This is a genomic window from Caballeronia mineralivorans PML1(12) (genome assembly GCF_001028175.1).
Taxonomy (GTDB): Bacteria; Pseudomonadota; Gammaproteobacteria; order Burkholderiales; family Burkholderiaceae; genus Caballeronia; species Caballeronia mineralivorans.
In genome coordinates this window covers 1-6,035 of the sequence record NZ_AEJF01000170.1, presented here as the reverse complement: position 1 = coordinate 6,035, position 6,035 = coordinate 1, and the positions used below count along the sequence as shown (strand labels likewise).

Below are 6,035 nucleotides of genomic sequence, written 5' to 3'. Positions count from 1 at the left end.
GCACGCGCCGTCGCGCGTCTCGGGCTGCCGACGGCATGCGCGGGCTCGCTCGGCACGGACAATTTCTCCGATGAACTCTGGAACGCCAGCGTCGCAGCCGGCCTCGATATGCGTTTCATGCAGCGCGTCGAGCGGCCGCCGCTACTGGCGATCGTGCACAAGACGCAACCACCAACCTATTACTTCATGGGTGAAAACGGCGCGGACCTCGCCTTCGATCCCACCCATCTGCCGTCCGGCTGGATGGACGCGGTCAAATGGGCGCACTTCGGCTGCATCAGCCTGGTCCGTCAGCCGCTCGGCGACACGCTCGCCAGCCTCGCCGCGCAACTGCGCGAACATGGCGTGAAGATCAGCTTCGACCCGAACTATCGGAACCTGATGGAGCACGGTTACGAGCCGACCTTGCACAAGATGGCGGCGCTTGCCGACCTGATCAAAGTCTCCGACGAAGATCTGCAAAAACTCTTCCCATCGATACCGAATGAAGCCGACGCCATTGCCGAGATCCGCGCGATGAACCCGCAGGCCACCGTGCTCATCACGCGGGGTTCGGCCGAAGCCACGCTGCACGTCGGCAACGATAGCTGGCAGGCAAGGCCGCCGAAAGTCGATGTCGCCGACACGGTGGGCGCCGGCGATGCGTCCATCGGCGGCTTGCTGTACAGCTTGATGACACGCGCTGGCGGCTGGCCCGATCACTTGCGTTTCGCGCTGGCGGCAGGCGCGGCGGCGTGCCGGATGTCGGGGGCACATTCTCCCTCGCTGGAAGAGGTCGAAGATTTGCTGGCCTGAGGTTGAGGCCTGAAGTTGAGACCTGGGGCTAGCGCCCGCCGGTCAAATAAGAGACGGTCATACGCGCGATAAATACGCGTGCTAGCATCGTTTCAACCTTTGCCGGAGATGCATCATGGAAGACACGATCTACACGAAAGGCATCTACACCGCGACGATAGGGGCCCACGCCGTAGACGGCGGCCAGTTTCGAGGTGTCGTCACGCTGGTGCGGGATGACGGCGAAGACGGCGAGGATTCAGAGCCAAAGTTATACGACGTCGCTGCCACGTCGCTATCCGAAGAAGAGGCGCTCGAAGAAGCCCGCGCGCTCGCGCACCGGATCCTCGGTGAACTCGAACTATAAAAAACGGCGACGCGGGAATTTCTGCGCCGCCGTTTTCGTTTGAACGGGAGTAGCAGGATTGGCAGGAGTAACAGAAGTACCAGGAGTAACGGGAGAACCACCATGCCGGAACAACTCTTCCTCTACGGCGTCTACTCCATCCACGTGCGGCCCCTCGAACTACAAGGGGCGCGCTGGGACGCCGAATACGAAATCCGCCATCACGACAAAGCCGTGCAGCCGTGGAAAACGGTCGGCGGCGATAGCGGTTTGCCGAGTCCCGCCGACGCCATTGACGCCGCGCATGTGCAAGCGGTCTCGGACATTGAAGCCGGTGCGGGCATTCCCAAGCCTAAGACGTTTCCCTGAACCAAGAGAAGGTCAGGGTTTCGAGCTCACCGAGCCGGAGCCAGTCTGCTGCTGCGAGGCGGCTGACGGCACCTTCTGCGCCTCTTGTTTATCGATCGATACCGCGCGTTCGTGCGCCTCGCGTGACGTGGCGCGTGCGACATAATCCGACAGCACGCCGCCCGGCTCGATCAGCTTCGCCATATAGGCAATCTGCAGCGTGCTCGAGACGAGGATATCGGCGGCGGTGAAGCGTTCGCCCAGCAGCCACGGGCCGTCCGCAAGTGCCGATTCGATCGCCTTTTCCACCCGCCCCAGATCGCCCCAGCCGAAACTCACGCTGTTACCCGGTGCGCCCGTCATCCGTTCGGCCATAGCCGGTTCAAGGCACGCGCCCGTGAAGAACATCCATTGGAGGAAACGGCCTCGCAACGGATCGTCCAAGGGAACGCCCAGGCCAGCTTGCGGGTATTTATCGGCGAGATAGAGCAGCACCGCGCCCGATTCCGCGACGCACACGCCACCGTCATCGAGCGCGGGCAACTTCGACATCGGGTTCACGGCGCAAAACGCCGGAGCGTTCTGCTCGCCCGCTCGAATGTTCACGTAGGCGAACTCATACGGCACGCGCAGTTCCTCGAGCATCCACAACGCGCGAAACGCGCGCGTCTTCGGCCAGTAGTAGAGCCTCATCGGCGGATCGTCCTTTTTCGTGGCGCTGCGTTATCAGGGAGATGTTCAGATTACCCGCTCCAAGGCGGTTCTAGCTACGGGTTAACCACACATTAGCCGTTCAGCAGGTGATTTCCACTCGCGCATCTCAATAAAGATCGCTTTTGTTTCTGGTACGAGCGTGCGATCGCGAAGAACGCAAAAACCTTCCGGCTATGTCGAGGAAGAATGGCGATATCCCCTCAATTCGACGACCAAACGCCGGAGACCGCATGAACGCGCGTGTGCCTTTTGCAGACCATCCCCCGTTAGCCAATTATCAACTCACCGATAATCTCAAGGCCGCACACGGCCGCATCTTCCTCACCGGCACGCAGGCATTGGTTCGGCTGGTCCTTATGCAACGCCAGCTGGATCGCGCCGCTGGGTTAAATACAGCGGGTTTCGTGAGCGGTTATCGGGGCTCGCCGCTTGGCATGGTCGATCAGCAATTGTGGAAAGCGAACAAGCTGCTCGCGTCGCACGACGTGCGTTTCCTGCCCGCGATCAACGAGGAGCTCGGCGGCACGGCCGTGCTCGGCACGCAGCGTGTGGAATCGGATCCCGAGCGCACCGTCGATGGCGTCTTTGCGATGTGGTACGGCAAGGGCCCGGGCGTCGACCGTGCCGGCGATGCGCTCAAGCACGGCAACGCGTACGGTTCGTCGCCGCATGGCGGCGTGCTGGTCGTGGCGGGCGACGATCACGGCTGCGTGTCGTCGTCCATGCCGCATCAGTCCGATCAGGCGATGATCGCCTGGCACATGCCCGTGGTAAATCCATCGAATATCGCCGATATGCTCGAGTTCGGGCTTTACGGCTGGGCGTTGTCGCGTTTTTCGGGCGCGTGGGTCGGTTACAAGGCGATCTCGGAGACGGTGGAATCGGGGTCGACGGTGGACCTCGATGCGTTACAGACCGAGTGGCCGGCGCCGGAAGGTTTCGTCGCGCCTGAAGGGGGTTTGCATAATCGCTGGCCCGATCTGCCGAGCTTGACGATTGAAGCGCGGCTTGCCGCCAAGCTCGACGCCGTGCGGTACTTTTCCAAAACGAATTCCATCGATAAATGGATCGCGCCGAGTCGTCATGCGAACGTCGGTATTGTGACGTGTGGCAAGGCGCATCTGGATCTGATGGAAACGCTGCGTCGGCTGGATCTGACCGTCGATGACCTCGATGCCGCCGGCGTGCGCATCTATAAAGTGGGCTTGTCGTTTCCGCTCGAGACCACGCGGCTCGATACCTTCGTGGAAGGTCTCTCGGAAGTCCTCGTGATCGAAGAGAAAGGGCCAGTGATCGAACAGCAGATCAAAGACCATTTGTATAACCGGACGCAAGGCGCGCGGCCGATTGTTGTCGGCAAGAACGCGCAGGATGGCGCGGCCTTATTAAGCGCGCTTGGCGAACTGCGTCCATCGCGCGTGTTGCCGGTGTTCGCGGACTGGCTTGCGCGGCACAAACCATCGCTTGATCGCCGCGATAAAGTCGTCGATCTCGTCGCGCCGCAAATCCTGTCGAACGCCGCCGATACCGTCAAACGTACGCCGTATTTCTGCTCGGGCTGCCCGCACAATACATCGACGAAAGTACCCGACGGATCGATCGCGCAGGCGGGGATTGGCTGCCACTTCATGGCGTCGTGGATGGAGCGCGATACAACGGGCTTGATCCAGATGGGCGGTGAAGGCGTTGATTGGGCCTCGCACTCCATGTTCACGAAAACGCCGCACGTGTTCCAGAATCTCGGTGATGGCACCTACTTTCACTCAGGAATCCTGGCTATTCGCCAAGCGGTCGCGGCGGAGGCCAACATTACGTACAAAATCTTGTACAACGATGCCGTCGCGATGACGGGCGGCCAGCCCGTCGACGGCAGCATTTCCGTGCCGCAAATCGCGCGGCAAGTTGAAGCGGAAGGTATTGCCACGCTGGTTGTGGTGAGCGATGAACCCGAGAAATACGACGGCCACCACGATCAGTTTCCGAAAGGCACGACGTTTCATCATCGAAACGAACTCGACGATGTACAACGCCGGTTGCGCGATATCAAAGGCGTTACCGTACTTATCTACGATCAAACCTGCGCAGCGGAAAAACGGCGCCGGCGCAAGAAAGGCGAGTTTCCTGACCCTGACAAGCGCTTGTTTATCAACGAAGCCGTGTGCGAAGGCTGTGGCGATTGCGGCGTGCAGAGCAATTGTTTGTCGGTGGAACCGGTGGAAACCGAGCTCGGGCGCAAGCGCCGCATCGACCAGTCGTCGTGCAACAAGGACTACTCGTGCGTGAACGGTTTTTGCCCGAGCTTCGTCACGCTGGAAGGCGCGAAGCTCAAGAAAGCCGCCGGGAACGCATTCGATCCTGAAACGCTCGCGGCCCGCGTCGATGCGTTGCAAGAACCCCAGCTCGAACTCGATAACGCGCCGTACGACATTTTGATTACCGGCGTCGGCGGCACGGGTGTGGTGACGGTCGGCGCGCTGATCAGCATGGCTGCGCATCTTGAAGGCAAGAGCGCGTCCGTGCTCGACTTCATGGGCTTTGCGCAGAAAGGTGGCGCGGTGCTGTCGTTCGTGCGCTTCGCCGCCACCGATGCATTGCTCAACCAGGTGCGTATCGATACCCAGCAAGCCGACGTGCTGCTCGCTTGCGACATGGTCGTCGGTGCAAGCGCCGATGCGCTGCAAACGGTGCGGCATGGGCGCACGCGCATTGTCGTGAACACGCACGCGATTCCGAACGCGACTTTTGTGCAGAACCCCGACGCGAATCTGCACGCCGGAGAGCTGCTGGAAAAGATGCAACACGCGGCGGGCGCGGAGCGTATGAACACGTGCGATGCGCAGGCTCTGGCGACACGTTTTCTCGGCGATACCATCGGCGCGAATATTTTGATGCTGGGTTATGCGTGGCAACTTGGGCTTGTGCCGGTGTCGCACGCGGCGTTGATGCGGGCGATCGAGTTGAACAACGTCGCTGTGCCGATGAACAAGCTGGCGTTTGCTATCGGCCGGTTGGCTGCGGCGGATATTGATGCTTTGGAAGCGCTGCGGAAGGCCAAGGTTACGCCGCGAGTCGAGATGGCTGCGATGCCGCTCGATGCGTTGATCGCGGATCGTGAAGCGCGGTTGTCAGCTTATGGCGGTGCGGGTTATGTGATGCGATATCGGTCGTTGGTTTCGGCGGCCGCCGCGCTTAACAACGATGCCGTGACGCGTGCGGTGGCTTCGACGTTTTATCGGCTGCTTGCGGTCAAGGACGAATACGAAGTCGCGCGGCTTCACACCGATCCGGCATTCCGGGCTGCGTTGGAAGCGCAATTCGAAGGTACGGCTGGGCAGGATTTCACGGTGAAATTCAATATGGCGCCGCCGGTTTTATCGAAGGCCAAGAATGGTGGCCAGCCGCGGAAGATGACGTTCGGGCAATGGCTTTGGCCGGTGCTTGGGGTAATGGCGAAGGTTCGTGGATTGCGCGGCACGGTCATCGATCCGTTTGGCAAATCGCTTGAGCGCAAGATGGAGCGCGAACTCCCCGGCGACTACGAAATCACCATTCGACGCGCGCTTGAAGTGCTGACGCCGGACAATGCGAAGGATGTCGAAACGCTCGCGCTGCTGCACGAACGCATTCGTGGTTATGGACATGTGAAGCTGGCGAATCTATCGGTGGTGAAGCGGCGCGAACGGGATTTGGGGGCGAAATTGAGGATCTCGGTGGAGACGGGGCGGTATGTGAAGGCGTCGCTCGATGAGGTGAAGGGCGCCGGAGCGCTGAGGGGAATTCCGGTGGTGGTGGCGAAGTAAGAACCCTACTCCTCGGTTCCGAGTTGCCTGGCATCGGTAGATATACAGCCAAC

At 60.7% G+C, this 6,035-nt stretch carries 5 protein-coding genes; 4 read left to right on the top strand and 1 reads right to left on the bottom strand.

Going from position 1 to position 6,035, the window contains the following annotated elements:
* The 3 genes from EOS_RS28010 to EOS_RS28000 all read left to right on the top strand — a co-directional run.
* The coding region (locus tag EOS_RS28010; RefSeq protein WP_047895445.1) for a carbohydrate kinase family protein at positions 1-795 on the top strand (795 nt) is incomplete at its 5' end.
* A gap of 115 nt (positions 796-910) precedes the next feature.
* Positions 911-1,141 (top strand): hypothetical protein, encoded by a 231-nt coding sequence (locus EOS_RS28005; RefSeq protein ID WP_047895444.1) that lies wholly within the window; start codon positions 911-913, stop codon positions 1,139-1,141.
* A gap of 102 nt (positions 1,142-1,243) precedes the next feature.
* A complete protein-coding gene (locus EOS_RS28000) occupies positions 1,244-1,489 on the top strand; it encodes a hypothetical protein (protein ID WP_047895443.1) in 246 nt (81 codons plus the stop codon).
* 12 nt (positions 1,490-1,501) lie between these two features.
* On the opposite strand, the gene EOS_RS27995 is transcribed toward EOS_RS28000, so the two are convergent.
* Entirely contained in the window at positions 1,502-2,161 is a 660-nt protein-coding gene (locus EOS_RS27995) for a glutathione S-transferase family protein (RefSeq protein WP_047895442.1), read from the bottom strand.
* A 251-nt stretch (positions 2,162-2,412) separates the two neighbouring features.
* Between EOS_RS27995 and EOS_RS27990 the strand changes: the two genes are divergently transcribed.
* A complete protein-coding gene (locus EOS_RS27990; RefSeq protein WP_047895441.1) occupies positions 2,413-5,982 on the top strand; it encodes an indolepyruvate ferredoxin oxidoreductase family protein in 3,570 nt (1,189 codons plus the stop codon).
* The last annotated feature ends 53 nt before the right edge of the window (positions 5,983-6,035 follow it).